Origin of the sequence: Enterobacter sp. RHBSTW-00975 (genome assembly GCF_013615235.1) — a bacterium.
Lineage (GTDB): Bacteria > Pseudomonadota > Gammaproteobacteria > Enterobacterales > Enterobacteriaceae > Enterobacter > Enterobacter ludwigii.
Map to the genome: position 1 here is coordinate 630,451 of NZ_CP055883.1, position 25,577 is coordinate 656,027.

25 protein-coding genes and 1 other annotated feature are annotated in these 25,577 nt (G+C 55.2%); of the genes, 18 read left to right on the plus strand and 7 right to left on the minus strand.

Going from position 1 to position 25,577, the window contains the following annotated elements:
• Positions 1-105: 105 nt before the first annotated feature.
• A complete protein-coding gene (locus HV340_RS03050; protein ID WP_025205491.1) occupies positions 106-1,005 on the plus strand; it encodes a LysR family transcriptional regulator in 900 nt (299 codons plus the stop codon).
• Between the two features lie 67 nt (positions 1,006-1,072).
• On the opposite strand, the gene ettA is transcribed toward HV340_RS03050, so the two are convergent.
• Positions 1,073-2,740: an energy-dependent translational throttle protein EttA gene (gene ettA / locus HV340_RS03055; RefSeq protein ID WP_014168546.1), complete on the minus strand. Its 1,668-nt coding sequence runs from the start codon at positions 2,738-2,740 to the stop codon at positions 1,073-1,075.
• Between the two features lie 227 nt (positions 2,741-2,967).
• Here ettA and sltY point away from each other — a divergent pair, with 227 nt between their 5' ends.
• Entirely contained in the window at positions 2,968-4,905 is a 1,938-nt protein-coding gene (sltY, locus tag HV340_RS03060; protein WP_014168547.1) for a murein transglycosylase, read from the plus strand.
• A 54-nt stretch (positions 4,906-4,959) separates the two neighbouring features.
• Positions 4,960-5,289, plus strand: coding sequence for a trp operon repressor (gene trpR, locus HV340_RS03065; RefSeq protein WP_020885267.1), 330 nt, complete (start codon positions 4,960-4,962; stop codon positions 5,287-5,289).
• On the opposite strand, the gene yjjX is transcribed toward trpR, so the two are convergent.
• Positions 5,280-5,795: an inosine/xanthosine triphosphatase gene (gene yjjX, locus HV340_RS03070; RefSeq protein WP_014168549.1), complete on the minus strand. Its 516-nt coding sequence runs from the start codon at positions 5,793-5,795 to the stop codon at positions 5,280-5,282. The two genes, trpR and yjjX, sit on opposite strands and share 10 nt — an antisense overlap.
• A 50-nt stretch (positions 5,796-5,845) precedes the next feature.
• On the opposite strand from yjjX, the gene gpmB reads away from it, so the two are divergent.
• Positions 5,846-6,493 carry a 2,3-diphosphoglycerate-dependent phosphoglycerate mutase GpmB gene (gene gpmB, locus HV340_RS03075; RefSeq protein WP_014168550.1) on the plus strand — a complete coding sequence of 216 codons (648 nt, stop codon included), beginning with the start codon at positions 5,846-5,848 and terminating at the stop codon, positions 6,491-6,493.
• Here the strand turns inward: gpmB and robA are convergent.
• Positions 6,490-7,359, minus strand: a complete 870-nt coding sequence (robA, locus tag HV340_RS03080; RefSeq protein ID WP_059306846.1) for an MDR efflux pump AcrAB transcriptional activator RobA — start codon at positions 7,357-7,359, stop codon at positions 6,490-6,492. The two genes, gpmB and robA, sit on opposite strands and share 4 nt — an antisense overlap.
• 211 nt (positions 7,360-7,570) lie before the next feature.
• Here robA and creA point away from each other — a divergent pair, with 211 nt between their 5' ends.
• The 4 genes from creA to creD are packed head-to-tail and all read left to right on the plus strand — an operon-like array spanning position 7,571 to position 11,578.
• Positions 7,571-8,041, plus strand: coding sequence for a protein CreA (creA, locus tag HV340_RS03085; RefSeq protein WP_014168552.1), 471 nt, complete (start codon positions 7,571-7,573; stop codon positions 8,039-8,041).
• 14 nt (positions 8,042-8,055) lie between these two features.
• Positions 8,056-8,745 carry a two-component system response regulator CreB gene (gene creB, locus HV340_RS03090; protein ID WP_014168553.1) on the plus strand — a complete coding sequence of 230 codons (690 nt, stop codon included), beginning with the start codon at positions 8,056-8,058 and terminating at the stop codon, positions 8,743-8,745.
• Positions 8,745-10,169, plus strand: a complete 1,425-nt coding sequence (creC, locus tag HV340_RS03095) for a two-component system sensor histidine kinase CreC (RefSeq protein ID WP_059306845.1) — start codon at positions 8,745-8,747, stop codon at positions 10,167-10,169. The genes creB and creC overlap by 1 nt, the downstream gene beginning before the upstream one ends.
• 56 nt (positions 10,170-10,225) lie before the next feature.
• Positions 10,226-11,578 carry a cell envelope integrity protein CreD gene (gene creD / locus HV340_RS03100; protein ID WP_059306844.1) on the plus strand — a complete coding sequence of 451 codons (1,353 nt, stop codon included), beginning with the start codon at positions 10,226-10,228 and terminating at the stop codon, positions 11,576-11,578.
• Positions 11,579-11,620: 42 nt separating this feature from the next.
• Here the strand turns inward: creD and arcA are convergent, their stop codons facing one another.
• A complete protein-coding gene (arcA, locus tag HV340_RS03105; RefSeq protein WP_003856501.1) occupies positions 11,621-12,337 on the minus strand; it encodes a two-component system response regulator ArcA in 717 nt (238 codons plus the stop codon).
• 95 nt (positions 12,338-12,432) lie between these two features.
• Here arcA and yjjY point away from each other — a divergent pair, with 95 nt between their 5' ends.
• The 7 genes from yjjY to HV340_RS03140 all read left to right on the plus strand — a co-directional run bounded on the left by yjjY (position 12,433) and on the right by HV340_RS03140 (position 19,214).
• Positions 12,433-12,573, plus strand: coding sequence for a protein YjjY (yjjY, locus tag HV340_RS03110; protein WP_001541509.1), 141 nt, complete (start codon positions 12,433-12,435; stop codon positions 12,571-12,573).
• A gap of 399 nt (positions 12,574-12,972) precedes the next feature.
• The gene (locus HV340_RS03115) at positions 12,973-13,659 is read left to right on the plus strand and encodes a tRNA/rRNA methyltransferase (protein ID WP_032679596.1); all 687 of its coding nucleotides are present in this window, start codon (positions 12,973-12,975) and stop codon (positions 13,657-13,659) included.
• Between the two features lie 211 nt (positions 13,660-13,870).
• Positions 13,871-13,939: a thr operon leader peptide gene (gene thrL, locus HV340_RS03120; RefSeq protein ID WP_015572623.1), complete on the plus strand. Its 69-nt coding sequence runs from the start codon at positions 13,871-13,873 to the stop codon at positions 13,937-13,939.
• Positions 13,878-13,995 (plus strand) — a sequence feature (Thr leader region). It overlaps the preceding gene by 62 nt.
• Before the next feature lie 24 nt (positions 13,996-14,019).
• Positions 14,020-16,482 (plus strand): bifunctional aspartate kinase/homoserine dehydrogenase I, encoded by a 2,463-nt coding sequence (gene thrA, locus HV340_RS03125; RefSeq protein ID WP_059306843.1) that lies wholly within the window; start codon positions 14,020-14,022, stop codon positions 16,480-16,482.
• Position 16,483: 1 nt separating this feature from the next.
• Complete coding sequence (gene thrB / locus HV340_RS03130) at positions 16,484-17,413, plus strand: homoserine kinase (RefSeq protein WP_014168558.1); 930 nt, start codon at positions 16,484-16,486, stop codon at positions 17,411-17,413.
• 3 nt (positions 17,414-17,416) lie between these two features.
• The gene (gene thrC, locus HV340_RS03135; protein WP_020882536.1) at positions 17,417-18,703 is read left to right on the plus strand and encodes a threonine synthase; all 1,287 of its coding nucleotides are present in this window, start codon (positions 17,417-17,419) and stop codon (positions 18,701-18,703) included.
• 211 nt (positions 18,704-18,914) lie between these two features.
• Positions 18,915-19,214 (plus strand): DUF2502 domain-containing protein, encoded by a 300-nt coding sequence (locus HV340_RS03140; RefSeq protein WP_020882537.1) that lies wholly within the window; start codon positions 18,915-18,917, stop codon positions 19,212-19,214.
• Positions 19,215-19,245: 31 nt separating this feature from the next.
• On the opposite strand, the gene yaaA is transcribed toward HV340_RS03140, so the two are convergent.
• Both yaaA and HV340_RS03150 read right to left on the minus strand, forming a co-directional pair.
• Positions 19,246-20,019: a peroxide stress protein YaaA gene (yaaA, locus tag HV340_RS03145; RefSeq protein WP_025205476.1), complete on the minus strand. Its 774-nt coding sequence runs from the start codon at positions 20,017-20,019 to the stop codon at positions 19,246-19,248.
• A gap of 66 nt (positions 20,020-20,085) precedes the next feature.
• A complete protein-coding gene (locus HV340_RS03150) occupies positions 20,086-21,516 on the minus strand; it encodes a sodium:alanine symporter family protein (RefSeq protein WP_181216287.1) in 1,431 nt (476 codons plus the stop codon).
• Between the two features lie 262 nt (positions 21,517-21,778).
• On the opposite strand from HV340_RS03150, the gene tal reads away from it, so the two are divergent.
• The 3 genes from tal (at position 21,779) to HV340_RS03165 (ending at position 24,876) form a co-directional block, all read left to right on the plus strand.
• Positions 21,779-22,732 (plus strand): transaldolase, encoded by a 954-nt coding sequence (tal, locus tag HV340_RS03155; protein WP_014168563.1) that lies wholly within the window; start codon positions 21,779-21,781, stop codon positions 22,730-22,732.
• A gap of 111 nt (positions 22,733-22,843) precedes the next feature.
• The gene (mog, locus tag HV340_RS03160) at positions 22,844-23,431 is read left to right on the plus strand and encodes a molybdopterin adenylyltransferase (RefSeq protein WP_020882540.1); all 588 of its coding nucleotides are present in this window, start codon (positions 22,844-22,846) and stop codon (positions 23,429-23,431) included.
• Positions 23,432-23,553: 122 nt separating this feature from the next.
• Positions 23,554-24,876: an MFS transporter gene (locus HV340_RS03165; RefSeq protein WP_181216288.1), complete on the plus strand. Its 1,323-nt coding sequence runs from the start codon at positions 23,554-23,556 to the stop codon at positions 24,874-24,876.
• Here HV340_RS03165 and satP read toward each other — a convergent pair.
• Positions 24,853-25,419, minus strand: a complete 567-nt coding sequence (gene satP / locus HV340_RS03170) for an acetate uptake transporter (protein WP_049023055.1) — start codon at positions 25,417-25,419, stop codon at positions 24,853-24,855. The two genes, HV340_RS03165 and satP, sit on opposite strands and share 24 nt — an antisense overlap.
• Positions 25,420-25,577: the final 158 nt, after the last annotated feature.

The window sequence follows — 25,577 nt, forward strand, 5'->3', positions numbered from 1 at the left end:
GAGCTCCTTTATGGAAAGCGTGTTGTTGAGACTAGTCTATTAAGTGCTCAGCCGCGTGATAAGATGGACAATTAAGAACGAAGTGTTCGTACAGGATGAACAATCATGTTTAAACAACTTCAGGATATGGCGCTGTTTGCGCTGGTGGCAGAGCTGGGCAGCTTTACCGCGGCGGCGCAGAAAGCTGAGCTGCCGAAATCCAGCGTCAGCCAGCGAATCAGTCAGCTTGAGCAGCAGGTGGGGATCCGCTTGCTCAATCGTACTACGCGCAGGCTGAACCTGACGTTCGCCGGCGAGCACTATCTGGTTCACTGCCGTGAGATGCTGGCGGCAAGTGAACGGGCGGAGTACGCCATTCAGCGGCTGCGTGAAAACCCCAGCGGTCGACTGCGCATCACCTGCCCGGCCGGGATCGGCGCGACACTGCTGGCGCATTTGAATGCGGAGTTCCAGCTCCGCTATCCGGACGTTTCGCTTGACGTGTCCATTTCTGACGACGTGCTCGACCTGGTCGAGTCAGGTTTTGACGTGGCGCTGCGTACCGGTAAGCCGCAGGACTCCTCCCTGATTGGCCGTATGATCGGTCATTGCCCGCGTTATATGCTGGCCTCACCGACTTACCTGGCGCGCCGGGAGCCGCTGACGCATCCCCGGCAGCTGGTGGATCACCGCTGTATTACCCACAAGGCGTGGTCTGAGTGGCTGCTGCAAAGCGAAAGTGAGGATTACCGTTATCTGCCGGATAACGCCCATCTGACGGATAATCTGGTGTATGCGCGCGAATGTGCCATCGCCGGCGCCGGGATCACGCTGCTTCCCGCTTTTTTGCTTGAGGATAAGGTTGAAAAGGGCGCGCTGGTGAAGGTGCTGCCGGAGTGGAACGTCGAGGGGAACGATCTGTGGCTGGCTTACCCGAGCCGCAAGCTGAACTCGCCGGCGCTGATGCGTTATATCGACTTTGCGATGCAGTGTGATGAGGTGAAGCGGTTTTACGTGGGGGGGTGAACGGTGCGTCACTCACAGGGTGTAGGAACAAACAAAAAAAACGGCAACTGACGTTGCCGTTTTACATTTATTTCGCGATACGTTTGTACTTAATACGTTTCGGCTCCAGCGCATCCGCGCCCAGCGTACGTTTCTTGTACTCTTCGTATTCGGTGAAGTTACCTTCGAAGAACTCCACTTTCCCTTCGTCCTGGTAGTCCAGGATGTGGGTTGCGATACGGTCAAGGAACCAACGGTCGTGCGAGATAACCATTGCACAGCCCGGGAACTCCAGCAGGGCGTTTTCCAGTGCGCGCAGGGTTTCAATGTCCAGGTCGTTGGTCGGTTCATCGAGCAGCAGCACGTTACCGCCAACCTGCAGCAGTTTGGCCAGGTGCAGACGACCACGTTCACCACCGGAGAGCTCGCCCACGCGTTTACCCTGGTCGGTGCCTTTGAAGTTAAAGCGGCCAACGTAAGCGCGGCTTGGCATTTCGGTGTTACCGATACGCATGATATCCAGGCCGCCGGAGACTTCTTCCCACACGGTTTTGCTGTTATCCATGGCGTCACGGAACTGGTCAACGGAAGCCAGTTTCACGGTTTCACCCAGAGTGATTGAACCACTGTCTGGCTGTTCCTGACCGGACATCATGCGGAACAGGGTGGATTTACCCGCGCCGTTCGGACCGATGATCCCCACGATGGCACCTTTCGGTACGGAGAAGGTCAGGTCGTCAATCAGCAGGCGATCGCCATAAGACTTACGCAGATTGGTGACTTCAACCACTTTATCCCCCAGACGTGCGCCAGGCGGAATAAACAGTTCGTTGGTCTCGTTACGTTTCTGGTATTCGGTGTTGTTCAGCTCTTCAAAGCGTGCCAGACGGGCTTTGCCCTTAGACTGACGGCCTTTAGCGCCCTGACGAACCCACTCCAGCTCTTTCTCGATAGACTTACGACGCGCGGCTTCCTGAGAGGCTTCCTGCGCCAGACGCTGGTCTTTCTGCTCCAGCCAGGAGGAGTAGTTGCCTTCCCATGGAATGCCTTCACCACGGTCAAGCTCCAGGATCCAGCCTGCAACGTTGTCGAGGAAGTAACGGTCGTGGGTGATCGCCACAACGGTACCTTCGAAGTCGTGCAGGAAACGCTCCAGCCATGCCACGGATTCCGCATCCAGGTGGTTGGTCGGTTCGTCGAGCAGCAGCATGTCTGGCTTTTCCAGCAGCAGACGGCACAGCGCCACGCGGCGGCGTTCACCCCCGGAGAGGTTCGCGATTTTCGCATCCCAGTCTGGCAGACGCAGGGCGTCAGCGGCGCGCTCAAGCTGCACGTTCAGGTTGTGGCCGTCATGTGCCTGGATAATCTCTTCAAACTTGCCTTGCTGAGCGGCCAGTTTATCGAAGTCCGCATCCGGTTCAGCATATTTGGCATACACTTCATCCAGACCTTTCAGTGCGTTAACGACGTCAGAAACCGCCTCTTCAACGGATTCACGAACGGTGTGTTCCGGGTTGAGCTGAGGCTCCTGCGGCAGGTAGCCAATTTTGATGCCAGGCTGCGGACGGGCTTCACCTTCGATGTCTGTATCGATGCCGGCCATGATGCGCAGCAGGGTGGACTTACCGGCACCGTTGAGACCCAGAACACCGATTTTTGCGCCCGGGAAGAAGCTCAGCGAGATATTTTTAAGAATATGACGTTTCGGCGGGACAACTTTGCCGACACGATGCATGGTATAAACGAATTGAGCCACGTTGGACTTCGCCTCTTTTATCGTGATGAGAAAGAATATCAGCCTCGAAGTGTAGCCTTTTTCCCGTCCTAATCCCAGCCAGGAACGTCGGGAGTGTTAAAACGCGCAAGAAAGGTAAAAAAGTGTCCGCGACGTGGCGCGTTGCAGGATGCTTGGTTAGCATAAGTTAATTAGACTTTGACGTGGCAAGACGCTGCAATTGACGAAAAAACAATGAGGAAGAGCTTGTGGGAAAAGCCAAACAGGTGGTCTGGCGTCTGCTGGCTGCCAGCGTATGCGTGATGGCGGCAAGCCAGGCGGTGCATGCCGATTCACTGGATGAACAACGTAATCGCTACGCCCAGATTAAACAGGCGTGGGACAATAAGCAGATGGATACCGTGCAGGCGCTGATGCCGACCTTAAAAGCGTATCCTCTCTATCCGTATCTGGAGTATCGGCAGATCACTGACGATCTCATGAATCAACCCACGGTCACCGTGAATAACTTTATTCAGGCGAACCCGACGCTGCCACCCGCGCGGACGCTGCAGTCTCGTTTTGTGAACGAGCTGGCACGTCGTGAAGACTGGCGTGGGCTGCTGGCGTTTAGCCCGGAAAAACCGAACACCACCGAAGCCCAGTGTAACTATTACTATGCGAAGTGGGTTACCGGACAGCAGGAAGAGGCCTGGGCGGGCGCGAAAGATCTGTGGTTGACCGGAAAAAGCCAGCCAAATGCCTGTGATTCCCTCTTTGGCGCATGGCGTGCGTCAGGTAAGCAGGATCCGCTGGCGTACCTTGAACGTATTCGCCTGGCGATGAAAGCCGGAAACACGCGGCTGGTTACCACGCTTGCGGGACAAATGCCGTCTGATTATCAGACGATCTCAACCGCCGTTATCGCCCTGGCGAACGATCCGAACAGCGTACTGACCTTTGCCCGCAGCACCGGCGCGACCGATTTTACCCGCCAGATGGCCGCGGTGGCTTTTGCCAGCGTGGCGCGTGACGACGTGGAAAATGCGCGGCTGATGATCCCGCAGCTGGTGCAGGCGCAGCAGCTCAATGAAGATCAAACTCAGGAGCTGCGCGACATTGTGGCGTGGCGACTGATGAGCACCGATGTAACCGACGAGCAGGCGCGCTGGCGAGACGATGCGATTATGCGTTCGAACTCCACATCGCTGGTGGAGCGCCGCGTGCGTATGGCGCTGGGGACGGGCGATCGCCGGGGGCTGAATACCTGGCTTGCGCGTCTGCCAATGGATGCCAAAGAGAAAGACGAATGGCGTTACTGGCAGGCGGATCTGCTGATGGAGCGCGGGCGTGACGATGAAGCCAAAGAGATCCTCCATGCGCTGATGCAGCAGCGTGGGTTCTATCCGATGGCGGCCGCGCAGCGACTGGGTGAGGAGTACACGTTCCGCATTGATAAAGCACCTGCTAACGCCAACCCGGCGTTGACTCAGGGGCCAGAAATGGCGCGCGTTCGCGAGCTGATGTACTGGAACATGGACAATACCGCCCGTAGCGAATGGGCGAATCTGGTGACCAGCCGTACGACCGATGAGAAGGCACAGCTTGCCCGCTATGCTTTTGATAACCACTGGTGGGATCTGAGCGTGCAGGCAACGATCGCTGGCAAGCTGTGGGATCATCTCGAAGAACGTTTCCCGCTGGCCTATAAAGATCTGTTCGAGCGCTACACCAGCGGTAAAGACATTCCGCAAAGCTACGCCATGGCCATTGCCCGTCAGGAAAGTGCGTGGAACCCGAAAGTCCGTTCCCCGGTCGGGGCCAGCGGCCTGATGCAGGTGATGCCGGGAACCGCGACGCACACGGTGAAGATGTTTAACATCCCGGGATACAGCAGTCCGTCGCAGCTGCTGGATCCGGAGACCAACATCAATATCGGTACCAGCTACCTGCAGTATGTTTATCAGCAGTTCGGCAATAACCGCATCTTCTCCTCGGCGGCGTATAACGCAGGCCCGGGCCGCGTGCGCACCTGGCTTGGCAACAGCGCCGGGCGCATTGACGCCGTCGCGTTTGTGGAAAGTATTCCGTTCTCGGAAACCCGCGGCTATGTGAAGAACGTATTGGCTTATGACGCCTACTATCGCTATTTCATGGGACAAAAAGATACCCTGATGAGCGATGCTGAGTGGCAGAGACGTTACTGATGGAGCGGGTTGTGTTATGCTGTACTCGTTAATGAGTACAACAGGCGGCATAACATGACCCAGCATTCCCCGTATTCCTCGGCAATGGCCGAACAACGTCATCAGGAGTGGCTTCGTTTTGTGGAGTTGCTCCGCCAGTCTTACGACCAGGATCTGCATTTGCCTTTATTGCAGCTGATGCTGACGCCGGATGAGCGTGAAGCCCTGGGCACACGCGTGCGGATCATCGAAGAGCTGTTGCGCGGTGAGATGAGCCAGCGTGAGCTCAAAAATGAACTGGGCGCGGGTATCGCGACGATCACCCGCGGATCGAACAGCCTGAAATCCGCGCCGGTGGAACTGCGTCAGTGGCTGGAGTCTGTGCTGCTGGGCGCTCAGCGATAAATCGCGTTATGGAACGGGCTCAGGGCCAGAATCACCGCCTGGTGGTAAACGCCTGAACGCGTTAGTGCGCCAGCGGTAAAGACGCCAATCGCGCCTTCTTTGCGGCCAATTTCATCGATGCCGGTGTACTGAGACATCACCGGCCCGAGCGCTTCACCCGCGGATACTTTTTCCAGAATGATTTTTGGCAGCGGCAGGGTTGCTGAACGCGCTTCTCCACGCTGTTCACGGTTCTCGATGACCACCCAGCTGAACGTCGCACCTTCGTCGATACCCGCTTCAATTGCCACCCAGAAGTCAGCATCCGGTGCGGCAGCCCTGGCATTTGCCACGCGATTTCGTGCGCCAGCGCGCGTTTCCTCGCTGCCAAACGGCTGTTCAGGCACGCCGCTCTCGACGCCGATGGCATCAATATGGCAGGATCCTTCGCCGAAAATCTCTTCGAATGCCCTTAGAATTGCCTGAATTTTGGCAGGATTGGTGGTAGCAGAGACAACATGGTGCATAATTAAGCTCGATTCAAAAAAAACTCATCGCAGTATAACGGAAAAAAAGCATGTTACAGGTATACCTTGTTCGCCACGGTGAGACGCAGTGGAACGCCGAGCGACGTATTCAAGGCCAGTCAGACAGTCCTCTTACTGAAAAGGGTGTGCAGCAGGCGTGGCAGGTGGCAGAACGCGCCAGAACGCTGGGCATTACGCATGTTATCACCAGCGACTTAGGTCGCACACAGCAGACGGCGCGCATCATTGCCGATGCCTGTGGTTGTGATGTCATGATTGAGCCGCGTCTGCGCGAGCTGGATATGGGCGTGCTGGAAAAACGGCATATTGATACGCTGACGGAAACGGAAGAGGGCTGGCGTCGCACGCTGGTCAACGGCACCGAAGATGGCCGTATTCCGGAAGGCGAATCCATGCAGGAGCTGAGCGTGCGCATGCATGCCGCGCTGGCGGAATGCCTGAAGCTTCCGGCCGGGAGCCGTCCGCTGCTGGTGAGTCACGGTATTGCGCTGGGCTGCCTGGTGAGCACGATTCTGGGGTTACCAGCGTATGCAGAGCGCCGTTTGCGTCTGCGCAACTGCTCTATTTCCCGTATCGACTATCAGGAAAGCGCGTGGCTGGCGTCAGGTTGGGTCGTAGAGATGGCAGGGGACATTTCGCATCTTGATGCCCCTGCACTTGACGAACTTCAGCGTTAACGACGTATCGGAATTAAGAATTCCATACGCAGATTGATTGGGCCTTCTTCCGGTTTAGCATCGCTTGCCGGATAGTAGCGCTCAATATCCTGACCTTTACGGCGATTCAGGTTCAGCATTGGCATGCAGGTTCCGTAAACGGTCAGGATAAATTCCTGTACACCCGTTCCCAGCCCTTCATAAGCGAACATCACGTATTCGCCGCCTTCCAGCACCACGGGCTTTGAACCCTGAATATAGCCATTCGCCAGCTCTGGCGTTAACGCGGTGGTGTAGAACACCTCCTGCTCGTCGTCTTTTTCCTGGCTTGGGTGCGTTTCGTTGAGACCATACAGGATGGGCGGGATCGCCGGTGCATGGCTTAGGAAGTCGCGCCAGAACTGAATGCGCATCTGATGACGGAATTCGGAAATCTGCTCCAGCGAACAGGAGTAGCTTTGCGTCGTACCAATCAGGTGCGTTTCTGGCAGGGTGATAAATTCATATTTCGGCATTGCAAACTCACCCAGACGCAGCGGCGGACGCATGCCAAACGAGCTCCAGTCAGGCGAGCGGCGATAGAGCGCTGGCGTTAACGAGAACTGTTTTTTAAAGGCGCGGGTAAAGGTTTGCTGCGAGTCGAAACGATATTGCAGTGCAATATCCAGAATCGGCCGCGCGGTCAGGCGTAATGCCACCGCTGATTTTGACAGACGACGTGCGCGGATATAGGCCCCGATAGCATGACCGGTGACATCCTTGAACATCCTTTGCAGATGCCACTTGGAATAGCCTGCTTTAGCCGCCACATTATCCAGTGACAAAGGCTGGTCGAGGTGACCTTCCAGCCAGGTGAGCAGGTCGCGAATAATTCCAGCCTGATCCATATACTATCCTCATCCTTAAAACAGCAGGTGCCTGATAACAGGTTAGCGGATAATAGCATTTTTTGATGTTTTAGCATTCAGTGTTTTTTTTGCTCATTAATGCCTTTTGTTCCTCCTTTTGGGTGAATATATTCTAATCCTGTGATCTTGCTACATTTTTGTCTACAGTGTTGAATAATCGCTCAGCGTAATTCTTAAAAATGGTAACAATATGAAATACAAGACTTTGATCTTCACTGCCCTGATGTTGACGGTGGGGCACGCCGCGCAGGCGGAACAGATTGGTTCTGTCGATACCGTTTTCAAAGTGTTCGGCCCGGACCATAAGATTGTGGTGGAGGCGTTTGACGATCCGGACGTTAAAAACGTCACCTGCTACGTTAGTCGGGCGAAAACCGGGGGCATTAAAGGCGGGCTTGGGCTGGCTGAAGATACCTCCGATGCGGCAATCTCCTGCCAGCAGGTCGGCCCTGTGGAGCTGAGTGACAAAATCAAAAACGGCAAAGCGCAGGGCGACGTGGTTTTCCAGAAACGGACCTCGCTGGTGTTTAAAAAGCTGCAGGTGGTGCGTTTTTATGACGCCAAACGCAACACGCTCGCCTATCTGGCCTATTCCGACAAAGTGGTTGAAGGCTCACCGAAAAACGCCATCAGCGCCGTGCCGATCATGCCATGGCACTAATTCAGGGATGAATCATGCAGCAACCTCTGGTCTGGCTGGTTGAGGACGAAATCAGTATTGCCGACACGCTACTCTACATGCTTCAGCAGGAGGGGTTTGCGGTGAAGGCTTTCGGGCGTGGGTTACCGGTACTGGAAGAGGCGCGGCGGCAGGTCCCCGCGCTGGCGATTCTGGATGTTGGGTTGCCTGACATCAGCGGCTTTGAACTCTGCCGTCAGCTTCTGGCGCAGCATCCGTCACTGCCGATCCTGTTCCTGACGGCGCGAAGTGACGAGGTGGATAAGCTGCTCGGACTGGAGATGGGCGCGGATGATTATGTCGCTAAACCCTTCTCCCCGCGTGAAGTCTGTGCCCGGGTGAGGACTATTCTACGGCGGTTACAAAAATCCACCGCCCCCGCCGAGATCGTGCGTATCGGGCAGTTTGAACTGAATGAACCCGCCGCCAGAATCAGCTGGTATGGGGAGCCTTTACCGCTCACGCGCTACGAATTCCTGCTGCTCAAAACATTGCTGCAGGCGCCGGGCAGGGTCTTTTCTCGCCAGCAGCTTATGGACAAAGTGTGGGGCGAAGACGGCGATAGCTTCGATCGTACCGTGGATACGCATATCAAAACCTTGCGCGCCAAGCTGCGCGCGGTCAATGACGGGCTTTCGCCCATCAGTACCCATCGCGGGATGGGTTACAGTCTGGGGCTTTATTAATGCGTATTGGCATGCGTCTGCTGCTGGGCTATTTCCTGATTGTCGCTATCGCCGCGTGGTTTGTGCTGTCTATCTTCGTGCAGGAGGTCAAGCCCGGCGTGCGCAGAGCCACCGAAGGCACGCTGATTGACACCGCGACCCTGCTGGCGGAAGTGGGGCGAGACGACCTGCTCGCAGGCGATCCGCAGCAGGGCCAGCTGGCTCAGGCCTTTTCACGGCTCCATCAGCGGCCGTTTCGCGCCAACATTGGCGGCATTCATAAAGTCCGCAACGAATACCACGTCTACATGACCGATGCCACGGGCAAGGTGGTGTTTGATTCGGCGGGCCTGGCGGTAGGAAAAGACTACTCCCGCTGGAATGACGTCTGGCTGACGCTTCGCGGGGAATATGGCGCGCGCAGCACCCAGAGCAATCCTGACGATCCGGAAAGTACGGTGATGTATGTTGCCGCACCGGTAATGGACAGGGGCAACATTATCGGCGTGCTGTCGGTCGGAAAACCTAACAGCGCCATGGCGCCGGTTATTCACCGTAGCGAGCGGCGGATCCTGTGGGCGGGTGGGGCGCTGCTCGGCATTGCCCTGCTGATTGGTCTGCTGGTGGCGGGATGGATCAATCGTTCCATTGGCAGATTGTCGCGCTACGCCGATGCGGTGACCACGGACACGCCTCTCCCGCTGCCTAACCCCGGCAGCAGTGAGCTACGAAAGCTGGCGCAGGCGCTGGAAAATATGCGCATTCGCCTCGAGGGTAAGAATTACATCGAGCATTATGTGCATGCGCTTACTCACGAACTCAAAAGCCCGCTGGCGGCGATCCGCGGCGCGGCAGAGATCCTTAATGAGCAGCCGCCGCCGGCGGTGGCCGCGCGGTTTATCGATAATATTCTGGTGCAAAACGCGCGTATGCAGTCGCTGGTGGAAAAACTGCTCTCTCAGGCGCGTCTTGAAAACCGGGTAGAGATAGAGCCGGTGAGCGTGAGTATCAGCACGCTGTTTTCACGGCTTGCGGATTCACGCTCCGCCGTTATCACGGCGAAAAATATCATCCTGACCTGCCAGCCCACTTCGCTGCAGGTGCAGGGCGACCCCGAGCTGCTTGAACAGGCGCTGGGCAATTTGCTGGATAACGCCATCGATTTTACCCCGCAGGGCGGGACGCTTCAGCTGGCTGCCGAGGAGACGCCAACCGAGATCCGGCTTACCGTAAGCGACAGCGGAAGCGGGATACCAGACTATGCCATGGCGCGTATTTTTGAACGTTTTTACTCGCTCCCCCGCGAGAACGGGTTGAAAAGCAGCGGGCTGGGTCTGGCATTCGTGCAGGAGGTGGCGCGTCTGCATCAGGGGGACATTGCTCTGCATAACCAGCCAGAAGGCGGCGTGAAAGCCACGCTGACACTTCACCGTCACTTCACATAACTTCAAACTGGCCCCACATAGCCCCGGTACGCTCTCCTCATCACAAAGGAGACGTAATGATGAAATCCCCCCTGTTCTGGAAAGTAAGCACCCTGCTGGGGTGCATTCTGCTGTTGTTAGTCCCGCTCTTTATGGTCAGTAACCTGATTTCGGAGCGTGAGAGCTACCGTAACGATGTTGAACACTCGCTTCGCCAAAGCACCAGCGGGCCGCAAAAGCTGGTAGGACCGCTGATTGCCATTCCTGTCACCGAGGTTTTTTACAAACTTGAGGATGAGAAAAAGGTCGAATACAAAAAAAGCTACCTGCACTTTATCCTGCCGGAATCTCTGCTCGTTGAGGGAAATCAGCGCGTGGAGTCCAGAAGCATCGGTATTTATGACGGGCAAATCTGGAACACCGATCTCAAAATAAAAGCGCAGTTTTCGACGGAGAAAATGGCGCAACTGAAGGGCGAAACCATGACGCTGGGGCAACCATTCCTGGTGATTGGCGTGGGTGATGCCCGGGGCATTGGTACGGTGAAGGTCGCAAAAATCAACGGTGAGGCGCTCAGCGTAGAACCGGGAACCGGCGTGTATGGCACACTTGCCGGTATTCATATTCCGCTGAGTGATAAAGCCCTTGAGCCGAAAACGCTCGCCCTTGATATGTCGTTTAACCTGGCGGGGACGGGCAGTTTTGCGGTGGTGCCAGTCGGGCGTAACAGCGAAATGACGCTGAGCAGTAACTGGCCGCACCCGGGATTTATGGGATATTACTTGCCTGTTAAACATCAGATTAGCGAGTCTGGTTTCCAGGCAAACTGGCAGAGCAGCTGGTTTGCTAACAACATGCAAAGCTGGTTCGCCGAGGGCGAGTCACCAGAGTGGAGTTCTATCCCGGCCTTTAGCGTGACGGTTGCCACGCCAGCAGATCAGTACCAGCTGACAGACCGCGCGATCAAGTACGCTATTTTACTGATTGCCCTGACGTTTATGGCCTTCTTCGTGTTCGAAACCCTCACCGGATTGCGTCTGCACCCAATGCAGTATCTGCTGGTAGGGTTGTCGCTGGTCCTCTTCTATCTCGTCTTACTTGCCCTGTCTGAGCATGTCGGGTTTACGCCGGCCTGGATTATTGCAAGCCTTGTCGGCGCGATGATGAATGGTGTGTACCTGCAGGCGGTACTGAAAAGCTGGAGGCGAAGCGGGGTGTTTATTCTGGCGCTGCTGGGGCTGGATGTCGTGATGTGGTTCCTGCTGCGTTCTGAGGACAGCGCGTTGCTGCTGGGAGCTGCCGTACTGGCGATGGCACTGTTTGCGGTCATGTACCTGACGCGTCACCTTGACTGGTATTCACTCTCTCAGCCGAAGCGTCCCGTCCCCCCCGTTGAACCTGATGCGGATACAATGCGAGTCTGGAAATAAAAAACGGCGCGAAAGCGCCGTTTTTTTACTTCAGTTGCCGGATTACTCCTGCAGGTCGCCGCAGAAACGATAACCTTCACCGTGAATAGTGGCGATAATTTCCGGCGTATCAGGCGTAGATTCGAAATGTTTACGGATACGACGGATGGTCACGTCTACGGTACGGTCGTGCGGCTTCAGCTCACGGCCGGTCATTTTCTTCAGCAGTTCTGCACGGGACTGAATTTTGCCCGGATTTTCACAGAAGTGCAGCATCGCGCGGAATTCACTGCGCGGCAGTTTATACTGCTCACCGTTCGGGCTAATCAGTGAACGGCTATTGATATCAAGTTCCCAGCCGTTGAACTTGTAGCTGTCTACGCTACGACGCTCTTCGCTGACCGTGCCCAGGTTCATGGTGCGGGACAGCAGGTTGCGTGCACGAATGGTTAACTCGCGTGGATTAAACGGTTTAGTGATGTAGTCATCCGCACCGATTTCCAGGCCAAGGATTTTATCAACTTCGTTATCACGGCCTGTCAGGAACATTAACGCGACGTTCGCCTGTTCACGCAGTTCGCGCGCCAGAAGAAGGCCGTTTTTGCCCGGCAGGTTGATATCCATAATCACCAGGTTGATATCATTTTCAGAAAGGATCTGATGCATCTCTGCGCCATCGGTCGCTTCAAAGACATCGTAGCCTTCTGCTTCGAAAATGCTCTTTAACGTGTTGCGTGTTACCAACTCGTCTTCAACGATAAGAATGTGCGGGGTCTGCATGTTTGCTACCTAAATTGCCAACTAAATCGAAACAGGAAGTACAAAAGTCCCTGACCTGCCTGATGCATGTCGCAAATTAACATGACCGGCCTAACGTGACTAAAGTACGTAATTGCGTTCTTGATGCACTTTCCATCAACGTCAACAACATCATTAGCTTGGTCGTGGGTACTTTCCCTTTGGACCCGACAGTGTCAAAAACGGCTGTCATCCTAACCATTTTAACAGCAACATAACAGGCTAAGTGACACCAGACACCCAATAAAACTACGCTTCGTTGACATATATCAAGTTCAATTGTAGCACGTTAACAGTTTGATGAAATCATCGTAGCCGAATGCTAGCCTTTGTCACAATTTTTCAATAAACCAACTAGTTGCGTACCTTGATTTATAAACGATACGAATCCAATCAGAAAAGAGTATTCATGAGGTCATTACCATTATAAAACATAAGGATAATAGCCTTCTGTTAACATTCTAACTGATTGTTCAGCCACAAAATAGTTTAGCGTTTTTAATTTGTTCTGAAATGCTATTTCGGTGATTTGTGTTGCATTTTTGTAAATTCGCGCCGCGTAATATGTTGAAGTGCATCACGTTTTTACCCGCTAACTGATTAAAAAGAGAGCATAAATGCATCTGTCGATTGTACTGGTCGCCCCAGCCAGAGCCGAAAATATAGGCGCTGCGGCGCGTGCCATGAAGACCATGGGGTTTACCGATCTTCGCATCGTGGACAGCCAGGCGCACCTCGAGCCCGCGGCCCGTTGGGTGGCGCACGGTTCAGGGGATATTCTCGATAATATAACCACTTACGACACGCTCGCCGCTGCGTTGCACGACATTTCTTTTACCGTGGCGACCACGGCACGCAGCCGGGCAAAGTTCCACTATTACGCCACGCCGGCGGAACTGGTGCCGATGTTAACGGAGAAAAGCCAGTGGCTGACGAAGGCCGCGCTGGTCTTTGGGCGGGAAGATTCCGGTCTGACGAACGAGGAGCTGGCGTTGGCGGACGTCCTGACCGGTGCGCCGATGGTGGCGGATTATCCGTCGCTGAATTTAGGCCAGGCGGTAATGGTGTATTGCTATCAATTAGCCTCCCTAATACAAATTCCTCAACCCCAGGCTGAAGGGGCAGATGAAAACCAGCTGGCCGCGCTGCGCGCTCGCGTTGACCATCTGTTATTACAACTCGGTGTCGCGGAAGATCAAAAAATGGCGGACTGGTTGCATCAGCGACTTGGGCGTCTTGAGCAGCGAGACACGGCAATGTTGCACCGTTTGCTGCATGATATTGAAAAAAAATTGGCCGAGTAAAATGCTGTCATAAGTTTTTACTATGGCGTATCCGTCTGTCTGGGTGGGGTGCATCTGGGGGAATCGGATGAAAATAAATCTGCAAGCAGCGGGACGTGAGAGCGTCCCGAATTGTGATCAAATTAAAAATTCATTGACTTAAGGTGCCCAATCCTTTAACCCTAAAAGAATACAGCACAGACAGATAATAATGACAGAGTACACAACATCCATGAAACGCATCAGCATCACCACCATTACAACAACCATCATCATTACCACAGGAAATGATGCGGGCTGACGCGTACAGGAAAAACAGAAAAAAGCCCGCACCCAAACAGTGCGGGCTTTTTTTTCGGCTAAAGGAAACGAGGTAGAACCATGCGAGTGTTGAAGTTCGGCGGTACATCAGTGGCAAATGCAGAACGTTTTCTGCGTGTTGCCGATATCCTGGAGAGCAACGCCAGGCAGGGGCAGGTCGCGACCGTGCTCTCTGCCCCGGCAAAAATCACCAACCACCTGGTGGCGATGATTGAAAAGACCATCGGTGGCCAGGATGCACTCCCGAACTTGAGCGACGCCGAGCGTATCTTCGCTGAGCTGCTGCAGGGACTGGCGGAGGCGCAGCCGGGTTTCCCGCTCGCACAGCTGAAATCGTTTGTTGATCAAGAGTTCGCCCAAATCAAACACGTGCTGCACGGTATCAGCCTTTTAGGTCAGTGCCCGGACAGCATCAACGCGGCGTTAATCTGCCGTGGTGAAAAATTGTCGATTGCCATCATGGCGGGCCTGCTGGAAGCGCGTGGCCACAATGTGTCGGTTATCGATCCCGTTGAAAAACTGCTGGCAGTGGGTCACTACCTCGAGTCTACCGTTGATATAGCCGAATCAACCCGCCGCATTGCCGCGAGCAAAATTCCGTCTGACCATATGATCCTGATGGCGGGCTTCACCGCCGGAAACGAGAAGGGTGAACTTGTCGTACTGGGCCGTAATGGCTCCGACTACTCTGCTGCCGTGCTGGCAGCCTGTTTACGCGCCGACTGTTGTGAGATCTGGACTGACGTCGACGGTGTATACACCTGCGATCCGCGCCAGGTGCCGGACGCCAGGCTGCTGAAGTCGATGTCATACCAGGAAGCGATGGAGCTTTCCTACTTCGGCGCTAAAGTTCTTCACCCTCGCACCATCTCTCCCATTGCCCAGTTCCAGATCCCTTGCCTGATTAAAAACACCGGTAACCCGCAAGCGCCGGGCACGCTGATTGGCGCCAGTACCGATGAAGACGGCCTGCCGGTGAAAGGCATTTCTAACCTGAACAATATGGCCATGTTCAGCGTTTCCGGCCCGGGAATGAAAGGCATGGTCGGTATGGCGGCCCGCGTTTTCGCGGCCATGTCCCGCAACGGTATCTCGGTTGTGCTGATCACTCAGTCCTCTTCTGAATACAGCATCAGCTTCTGCGTACCGCAGGGGGATTGTCTGCGCGCCCGTCGTGCGCTGGAAGAAGAGTTTTACCTTGAGCTGAAAGAAGAGCTGCTGGAGCCGCTTTCTATCCAGGAACGCCTGGCAGTCATCTCGGTGGTGGGCGACGGTATGCGTACGCTGCGCGGTATCTCGGCCAAATTCTTTGCCGCGCTGGCCAGGGCCAACATCAACATTGTGGCCATTGCCCAGGGGTCATCTGAGCGTTCAATCTCGGTGGTCGTTGACAACGACGATGCGACAACCGGCGTTCGCGTGGTTCATCAGATGCTGTTCAACACCGATCAGGTGATTGAGCTGTTCCTGATTGGCGTGGGCGGTGTGGGTGGCGCGCTGCTGGAGCAGGTGAAGCGTCAGCAGGAGTGGTTGAAGAAAAAGCACATTGATCTGCGCGTGTGCGGTATCGCGAACTCAAAAGCGCTGCTGACCAACGTTCATGGTCTGAACCTGGAAAACTGGCAGACTGAGCTGAATGATGCCAAAGAGCCCTTTAATCTGGGCCGGTTAATCCGTCTGGTGAAAGAGTATCACCTGCTTAACCCGGTCATTGTCGATTGTACCTCGAACCAGGCGGTGGCCGATCAGTACGCCGATTTCCTGCGCGAAGGTTTCCACGTGGTGACGCCAAACAAAAAGGCCAACACCTCGTCGATGGATTACTATCACCAGCTGCGTCTGGCGGCGAGCAAGTCACGGCGTAAGTTCCTCTACGACACCAACGTGGGCGCGGGCCTGCCCGTGATCGAGAACCTGCAAAACCTGCTGAACGCGGGGGATGAACTGCAGCGTTTCTCCGGCATTCTTTCCGGCTCGCTGTCGTTTATCTTCGGCAAGCTGGATGAGGGCATGAGCCTGTCGGAAGCGACCCGTGCCGCGCGTGAACTGGGGTACACCGAGCCGGATCCGCGAGACGATCTCTCCGGTATGGATGTGGCGCGTAAGTTGCTCATACTGGTGCGTGAAACGGGCCGTGAGCTGGAGCTTTCCGATATCGTGATTGAGCCTGTTCTGCCTGCCGGGTTTGACGACAGCGGTGACGTGAACACCTTTATGGCCAATTTAGCGCAGCTAGACGACGCCTTTGCCGCACGCGTTGCGAAAGCCCGTGATGAAGGTAAGGTATTGCGCTATGTTGGCAATATTGAAGACGATGGTATGTGCCGCGTGAAGATTGCTGAAGTGGATGGCAACGACCCGCTGTTCAAAGTAAAAAACGGCGAAAACGCCCTCGCGTTTTACAGCCACTATTATCAGCCACTGCCGCTGGTGCTTCGCGGCTATGGCGCAGGGAATGATGTTACCGCGGCGGGTGTATTTGCCGATTTGCTGCGTACCCTGTCATGGAAGTTAGGAGTTTAACATGGTGAAAGTTTATGCCCCGGCTTCCAGCGCCAATATGAGCGTCGGATTTGATGTGCTGGGTGCGGCGGTGACGCCGGTGGATGGTTCGCTGCTGGGCGATACGGTAACGGTTGAAGCGGCAGAGAGCTTTAGCCTGAATAACGTGGGCCGCTTCGCCAGCAAACTGCCGACAGACCCGCGCGAGAATATCGTTTATCAGTGCTGGGAGCGGTTCTGTCAGGAGATCGGCAAAAATGTGCCGGTCGCCATGACGCTGGAGAAAAGTATGCCGATTGGCTCTGGTCTGGGTTCCAGCGCCTGCTCCGTGGTCGCCGGACTGGTGGCCATGAATGAGCACTGCGGCAAGCCGCTGAATAATAACCGTCTGCTCGGGTTAATGGGCGAGCTGGAAGGGCGCATCTCCGGCAGCATTCATTATGACAACGTCGCCCCCTGCTTCCTCGGCGGTATGCAGCTGATGATTGAAGAAAATGGCATCATCAGCCAGCAGGTGCCAGGGTTTGATGAGTGGCTGTGGGTGCTGGCCTATCCCGGCATTAAGGTATCCACCGCTGAAGCGCGTGCGATCCTGCCTGCGCAGTATCGTCGTCAGGACTGTATCGCTCACGGACGTCATCTGGCCGGCTTTATACACGCCTGCTACACCCGTCAGCCGCAGCTGGCAGCAAAATTAATGAAAGACGTTATCGCCGAGCCGTACCGCACTAAGCTGCTGCCTGGCTTTAACGAGGCGCGACAGGCGTCAATGGATACCGGCGCACTGGCGTGCGGTATCTCCGGCTCCGGCCCGACGCTGTTCGCCCTGTGCGATAAGCCAGACACGGCGCAGCGCGTGGCGGACTGGCTCTCTAAACACTACCTGCAAAATCAGGAAGGCTTTGTTCATATTTGCCGTCTGGACACGGCTGGCGCACGAGTACTGGGATAACGAATGAAACTCTACAACCTTAAAGATCATAACGAGCAGGTCAGCTTCGCGCAGGCGGTGACTCAGGGACTGGGCAAAAATCAGGGGCTGTTCTTCCCCCATGACCTGCCGGAATTTCAGCTGACCGACATTGATGAACTGCTGAAGCAGGACTTTGTCACCCGCAGCACTAAAATTCTCTCTGCCTTTATCGGCGATGAAATCCCGCAGGAGCTGCTGGAAGAGCGCGTGCGTGCAGCGTTCGCTTTCCCGGCACCGGTTAAGCAGGTTGAGCCGGATGTCGGCTGCCTTGAGCTGTTCCATGGTCCAACCCTGGCGTTTAAAGACTTCGGTGGCCGCTTTATGGCGCAGATGCTGACCCACATCAGCGGCGACAAACCGGTAACGATTCTGACGGCGACCTCCGGCGATACCGGTGCGGCCGTTGCCCATGCGTTCTACGGTCTGAAGAACGTTCGCGTGGTGATCCTCTACCCGAAAGGCAAAATCAGTCCGCTGCAGGAGAAACTGTTCTGTACTCTCGGGGGCAACATTGAAACCGTGGCGATTGACGGCGATTTCGATGCCTGTCAGGCGCTGGTCAAGCAGGCCTTCGATGATGAAGAGCTGAAAGTGGCGCTGGGTCTGAACTCGGCGAACTCCATTAACATCAGCCGTCTGCTGGCGCAGATCTGCTACTACTTCGAAGCGGTTGCACAGCTGCCACAGGAGGCGCGCAATCAGCTGGTCGTTTCCGTACCAAGCGGCAACTTTGGTGACCTGACGGCGGGCCTGCTGGCGAAATCGCTCGGCCTGCCGGTAAAACGCTTTATCGCCGCCACCAACGCCAACGACACCGTGCCGCGCTTCCTGAAAGACGGTAAATGGGCGCCGAACGCCACGCAGGCGACGCTTTCGAATGCGATGGACGTAAGCCAGCCGAATAACTGGCCGCGTGTGGAAGAGCTGTTCCGCCGTAAGGTCTGGCGTCTGGGCGATCTGGGTTATGCCGCGGTGACGGATGAGACCACCAAAGCCACCCTGCGTGAGCTGAAAGCGGTGGGGTACACCTCTGAACCGCATGCGGCGATCGCTTACCGTGCGCTGCGCGATCAGCTGAATCCGGGGGAGTATGGCCTGTTCCTGGGAACGGCTCATCCGGCGAAGTTCAAAGAGAGCGTGGAAGTGATTCTGGGTGAAACGCTGCCGCTGCCAAAAGAGCTGGCCGAGCGTGCGGACCTGCCGCTGCTTTCGCATGAACTGCCCGCGGATTTCGCCGCGCTGCGTAAGTTGATGATGACGCGCGGATAACGGTTCTGTCCTCCTGTGCTGGCCGGGTAAGGTGAAACTTACCCGGCTTTTTTTATGGAGAAATTAAGGAGAAAAATAGCAGTAAAAAAGCAGAAATTCCCAATAAATGCGGTCACTTAGCGATTAGGATTGCAGAGAATAACATCCCCCGTCCTCCTCACGTATTCTCCTTACATCGGCCCACATCGGGTAAATGAATAAGGAGTCACCTATGTCTAAACTGAAACCTGCTCTGCTGGTGCTTTCAATGATGCTGGTCGCTCCGATGGCGGTTCAGGCCTCTGAAATCACCCTCGTCCCTGCGGTAAAACTGCAGATTGGCGATCAGGATAATCGTGGTCACTACTGGGATGGTGGTCGCTGGCGCGACCATGACTGGTGGAAGGCTCACTATGACTGGCGCGATAATCACTGGCGCCCACATGACGAGCATCACGATCGTCATCATGATGACCACCATCACGATCGTCACGACGACCCGCGTCCTGGCCCGGACTGGAAACACCATTAATGCAAAACCCCGCCATCTGGCGGGGTTTGTTTTACTGCTCGTGGCGCTTAAACACCAGTTCGCCTTTTCCTGACGCTTCTTCATCGAAGAAGTAGCCTTCGCTGTTGAAGCCGGTCAGTTGCTCCGGCTTCGTCAGGCGGTTCTGAATGATGTAGCGGCTCATCAACCCACGCGCTTTTTTGGCGTAGAAGCTGATGACCTTGAACTTGCCGTTTTTCTCATCGAGGAAAACGGGCTTAATAATTTCCGCATCCAGCTTTTTCGGCTTCACCGATTTGTAGTATTCATCGGAGGCCAGATTGATCACCACATTATCGCCCTGAGCACGCAGCGCAGCGTTCAGTTTGTCGGTGATGATATCGCCCCAGAAATGGTACAGATCCTTGCCTTTAGGGTTTTCCAGGCGGATACCCATCTCCAGACGATATGGCTGCATCAGGTCCAACGGGCGCAGCACGCCGTACAGACCTGACAACATGCGCAGATGCTGCTGGGCGAAGTCGAAATCGGCTTCGCTAAAATCTTCCGCCTGCAGGCCGGTATACACATCACCTTTAAACGCCAGAAGCGCCTGGCGGGCGTTGTTCGGCGTGAAGTCCGGGTGCCACTCGTGGAAACGGGTCGCGTTAAGATCCGCCAGTTTGTCGCTGATGCTCATCAGCGAGGCAATTTGTGGCGCAGAGAGCTTACGCGCGACGTGAATCAGCTGTTGCGAATAGTCCAGCAGTTCAGGCTGGGTATAGCGCTCGGTGGCGAGCGGGCTCTGGTAATCGAGCGTTTTAGCAGGTGAAATCAGAATCAGCATATCCAGTCCTTGCAGGAAATTTAGAGCGACTTTAGCAAAAAATCGCCCTCAATTGATCGATAGCTGTTATTGCCGTGGCAAATCATCCCAGGTGCCGGGCGCAATTTGCGCCTGGATGTCGGGATAACGCGAGGCATCAAAGACCGGCGGTACGCCCAGTTTGCGCTGACGAAGATAGTCCCGTGCGATAAGCGTAACCACGGGTGAGAGCAGCAGGATCGCCGTCAGGTTAGTGATGGCCATGAGCGCCATAAAGACATCCGCCAGTTGCCAGACCAGCGGCATGCTGAGCAGCGAACCTGCTAACACCATCAGTATCACCCCGAGGCGCAGCAGCGTGATCATACGGCGGGAGTCCACTTTCAGGAAAATAAGGTTATTTTCGGCGTAGAGGTAATTCACAACAATCGAGCTGAAGGCGAATAACAGCAGGATGAGCGAGACAAACCCGGCTCCCCAGCCGCCCGTCAGATTCACCAGTGCCTGCTGAAGCAGTTGTATGCCGGCTGTTTCCGATGAGTGAGGTACCGGGCCGGCCAGCAGCAGGATCATGGCGCTGGCGGAACAGATAATAATGGTGTCCGTAAAAACGCCAATCATCTGAACAATGCCTTGTGCCGCCGGGTGAGGCGGCCAGGACGCGGCGGCGGCGGCGGCATTGGGGGTTGACCCCATACCGGCTTCATTGGAGAACATTCCGCGCTGAAAGCCCGACATCAGCGCCTGGCTGAAGGTATAGCCCAGTGCGCCCGATGCCGCCTCGCGCCAGCCAAATGCGTTTTTGAAGATGGTTGCAATCACTTCCGGCACCTGCTCGATATGCCGTGCGGCGACGAACAGGCTGGCGGCAACCCACAGCAGCGCCATGACCGGCACCAGCCACTGCATCAGGCGGGCGACACCTTTTAGGCCGGTCGAAATGGTCAGCAGGATACAGAGGGCTAAAACAAGCCCGGTGATCCACTCCGGACACGCAAAGGCATAGCGCAAGGCATGGGCGACAGAATTCGCCTGAACGGTATTAAAAATCAGACCGTACGCGAGCAGTAAAAACAGCGAAAACAGCACGCCCATCCAGCGCATTCCTAAGCCACGCGCCATGTACCAAGCCGGGCCGCCGCGAAACTGTCCGTTTTTATCTTTTTCTTTGTAGAGTTGGGCGAGGGCGCTCTCGGCAAAGGAGGTGGCCATCCCGATAAGCGCCGTGACCCACATCCAGAAAACGGCGCCCGGGCCACCGGCGCTGATGGCCAATGCCACCCCTGCCATATTACCGCTGCCGAGGCGTGCGGCAATGCTGGTGCAGAGGGCCTGGAAAGAGGTTAATCCGCCCGGCTGGGGCGTGACGCTGTTTTTCAGACTTCTGCCAAATTTGCGAATATAACGAAACTGGATAAACCCGCTGCGTAGCGTAAACCAAATACCTGCACCCAGCAGCAGGTATATCATTATCGAACCCCAAAGGACTTCATTAATAAAGAAAAGGAAATCAGGCATTAACGTCCCTCTTGTTGATGCCAAAATGAATATGTAAGCGCTACCACTGATTGGACATGCTGTTACTTAGCAGCCTGTTAATATTCTGAGTTTATCATACTCTGTCTAAGCGCACTGTCTGCGGTTGCGCTACCCCTCCGTCGTGTTATCATCAGGGCAGACTGGTTACATCCCCCTAACAAGTAAACCTGTCATTTTTCCGCTGCAGGCATGCTGTCGGTAGCGTGAATTATCCAGGGCACGTTAAAAGAGAAACACTATCATGACGGATAAATTGACCTCCCTTCGTCAGTTCACCACTGTCGTAGCTGACACCGGAGATATCGCGGCAATGAAGCTGTACCAGCCGCAGGATGCCACCACCAACCCTTCTCTGATCCTTAACGCCGCACAGATCCCTGAGTATCGCAAACTGATTGACGACGCAGTGACCTGGGCGAAAGCACAGAGCAACGACCGCGCGCAGCAGGTTGTTGATGCCACTGATAAACTGGCCGTGAACATTGGTCTGGAAATTCTGAAACTGGTTCCTGGCCGCATCTCTACCGAAGTTGACGCACGTCTCTCCTACGACACCGAAGCGTCTATCGCCAAAGCAAAACGTCTGATCAAAATGTACAACGATGCCGGCATCAGCAATGACCGCATCCTGATCAAACTGGCGTCGACCTGGCAGGGTATTCGTGCAGCTGAACAGCTGGAAAAAGACGGTATCAACTGTAACCTGACGCTGCTGTTCTCCTTCGCACAGGCGCGTGCATGTGCGGAAGCCGGCGTATACCTGATTTCTCCATTCGTTGGCCGTATTCTGGACTGGTACAAAGCCAACACGGATAAGAAAGAGTACGCGGCATCTGAAGATCCAGGCGTCGTTTCCGTGACCGAAATCTACGAATACTACAAACAGCACGGTTATGAGACTGTGGTGATGGGCGCAAGCTTCCGTAACGTAGGTGAAATCATCGAACTGGCTGGCTGTGACCGCCTGACCATCGCCCCGGCACTGCTGAAAGAGCTGGCTGAAAGCGAAGGTGCTATCGAGCGTAAACTATCCTACACCGGTGAAGTGAAAGCGCGTCCGGAGCGCATCACTGAATCTGAGTTCCTGTGGCAGCATAACCAGGATCCAATGGCTGTAGATAAACTGGCGGACGGTATCCGTAAGTTTGCTATCGACCAGGAAAAACTGGAAAAAATGATCGGCGACCTGCTGTAATCATTCTGCGTGACCGGGTTCCCGGTCACGCTACTTCTTTCGTACTCTGTCTGAATTTCCCCTCTGCGTGTATCATTCCCTTTAATCAGTACTTTTTTGAATGGAATGGATATGAATACCTTACGCATCGGCTTAGTGTCGATTTCTGACCGCGCCTCCAGCGGTGTTTATCAGGATAAAGGCATCCCCGCGCTGGAAGAATGGCTGGGCAGTGCGTTGACAACCCCCTTTGAGATCCAGACCCGCCTGATCCCTGACGAACAGCCAATTATCGAACAGACACTCTGTGAGCTGGTGGATGAGATGAGCTGCCACCTGGTATTGACCACGGGAGGCACCGGACCTGCGCGTCGGGACGTCACTCCGGATGCCACGCTGGCGGTTGCCGATCGTGAGATGCCTGGCTTCGGTGAGCAGATGCGCCAGATCAGTCTACACTTTGTCCCGACGGCGATCCTCTCCCGTCAGGTCGGGGTGATCCGCAAGCAGGCATTGATTCTGAATTTGCCGGGCCAGCCGAAGTCCATCAAAGAGACGCTTGAAGGACTGAAAGCGGAAGATGGCAGCGTGATCGTGCACGGGATTTTTGCAAGTGTACCGTATTGTATACAGTTGCTTGACGGCCCGTATGTGGAGACCGATGAGAAAGTGGTAGCAGCTTTTCGTCCGAAAAACGCCCGTCGCGAGACAATCTCCTGAAATTAATCAATATGTGACATTAGCTGAAGCGACGGTAGCGTGGTAAGGGTTTTACGGTATAGTAATTTTTTCTTTACGTTTGCTGTAAAAATAAATCCACAACACAAGCCAAATGGTTCGCTATGTCACATAACACCCGACCTCTGAATCGACAGGACTACAAAACCCTCACGCTCGCGGCTTTAGGCGGTGCGCTGGAGTTTTACGACTTTATCATCTTCGTCTTCTTCGCCGCCGTGGTGGGGGAGCTTTTCTTCCCGGCAGATATCCCGGAGTGGTTGCGCCAGGTGCAAACCTTCGGCATTTTTGCCGCCGGGTATCTGGCACGACCGCTGGGTGGCATTGTGATGGCCCACTTTGGTGACCTGGTCGGGCGTAAGAAGATGTTCACGCTTAGCATTTTACTGATGGCCGTGCCGACGCTGGCCATTGGTCTGCTGCCCACTTACGCCTCAATGGGCATTGTTGCTCCGCTGCTGCTGTTGCTGATGCGCATTCTTCAGGGGGCGGCAATTGGCGGCGAAGTGCCGGGGGCCTGGGTGTTTGTGGCGGAGCATGTGCCGGCGCGCCGCATCGGCATCGCCTGTGGAACCTTAACGGCGGGGCTGACTGTCGGTATCCTCCTCGGTTCAGTGGTGGCCACTATCGTGAATACCAGCATGACGCAACAGGCGGTTCACGACTGGGGATGGCGCGTACCGTTCCTGCTCGGCGGGGCGTTTGGCCTGGTGGCGATGTATCTTCGCCGCTGGCTGCAGGAGACACCTATTTTCCTTGAGATGCAGCAGCGCAAGGCGCTGGCACAGGAGTTGCCGGTAAAAGCCGTGGTGGTGCGCCACCGGAGCGCGGTTGTGGTGTCGATGCTGCTCACCTGGCTGCTGTCGGCGGGCATCGTGGTCGTTATCTTAATGTCTCCCGTATGGCTGCAAAAGCAGTACGGTTTTGCGCCGGCGGTAACGTTGCAGGCAAACAGTATCGCTACCATTATGCTCTGCTTTGGCTGTCTGGCCGCGGGGCTGGCCGTTGACCGTATCGGTGCCGGCCTGACTTTCATCATCGGCAGTCTGCTGCTGGCTGCGTCGAGCTGGGCGTTTTACCACCTGGCAGGCAACCATCCTGAACAGCTGTTCCTGCTCTACGGTACGGTCGGGCTGTGCGTGGGGGTTGTCGGTGCAGTGCCGTATGTGATGGTGCGAGCTTTTCCGCCAGAGGTCCGCTTCACCGGGATCTCTTTCTCCTATAACGTCTCTTACGCCATCTTTGGCGGGCTGACGCCGATTGCGGTCACGGTGTTGATGGGAGTATCCCCGATGGCACCCGCCTGGTATGTGCTCGCGCTGTCGGTGATGGGGCTGGTGTTAGGCATTTGGCTTCGGCAGAAACAGGGATGTCGTGCCCGCGAGGCGGACACGACAGATGGATCAGTGTTTTTCACCAATCGGTAGAATGGTGCGGTCAAACTGCTCGTTCAGCACTTCACCCATTGCCAGGTAGATAGCGCTTGCGCCGCACACCAGACCAATCCAGCCGGCAATATGCACGATGCTTTCGTTATCCACGAGGTGGCCGATCGCCAGCAGGGCGAACAGCACGGTCAGGCTCAGGAAAACAAACTGCAGTGCGCGGTTGCCTTTCAGGGTGCCGAAGAACATAAACAGCGTGAAGATGCCCCACAGACCAAGGTAAACGCCCAGGAAATGTGCGTTTGCCGCGTCTGCCAGGCCCATTTTAGGCATCAGCAGGATCGCGACCAGGGTCAGCCAGAAAGAACCATAAGAGGTGAATGCGGTTAAGCCGAAGGTGTTGCCTTTCTTATATTCCAGCAGGCCCGCGAAGATTTGCGCGATACCGCCGTAAAAAATGCCCATCGCCAGGATAATGCCATCCATCGGGAACATCCCGATGTTGTGCAGGTTCAGCAGGATAGTGGTCATGCCAAAACCCATCAGGCCCAGCGGAGCCGGATTAGCCAACTTAGTGTTGCCCATAAGTCCTCAAAAAAATCATCATTAATATGGTGAAATGGTTAAACCCGCGTCAGTTCTCCCTGACGGGGCGCGGCATCATAATGGGCGCAATCAATGCCGTCTATGATCTCATCAGGGTGAAATTAAAAATTTTTTTTACCGTTCCCCCTTGATGGACG